The organism is Pseudoduganella sp. GCM10020061 (assembly GCF_042683405.1).
Taxonomy (GTDB): Bacteria; Pseudomonadota; Gammaproteobacteria; order Burkholderiales; family Burkholderiaceae_D; genus Telluria.
In genome coordinates this window covers 315,094-315,424 of record NZ_JBHUJS010000014.1, presented here as the reverse complement: position 1 = coordinate 315,424, position 331 = coordinate 315,094, and the positions used below count along the sequence as shown (strand labels likewise).

General features: G+C 58.6%; 1 protein-coding gene. It reads left to right on the top strand.

The genetic code is table 11. The features are described 5' to 3' along the window. Nucleotides 1-331, top strand: a 331-nt coding sequence (locus ACFSQR_RS17980) for a transposase (protein ID WP_377731400.1), incomplete at both ends; no start/stop codon positions are given.

Here is a 331-nt window from a genome sequence, read left to right as displayed (position 1 = left end):
CCGGCCCTCTGGGTGCCGCCACCGCTGGAGCAGCGCCAGTTGCGGGCCTGGAGTGACCGGCTACTGGCATTAAAGGACATCCGGCAGCAGGAATGCAACCGCATAGAATCCCACACATTCGCGGGGCAAACAGAGCTGGTGGAGCACGTTAACCAGCATGTGCGTTGGCTTGACGAGCAGATATCCCAACTGGAGAAGGATATTGATGATCATATCGATCGACATCCCGACCTGAAGCGCGACGTAGACCTCATCACATCAATCCCGGGCCTTGGTCGCGCTACCGCGGCCAAGGTGCTTGGACATTTAGGGGACGTACGTCGCTTCGACA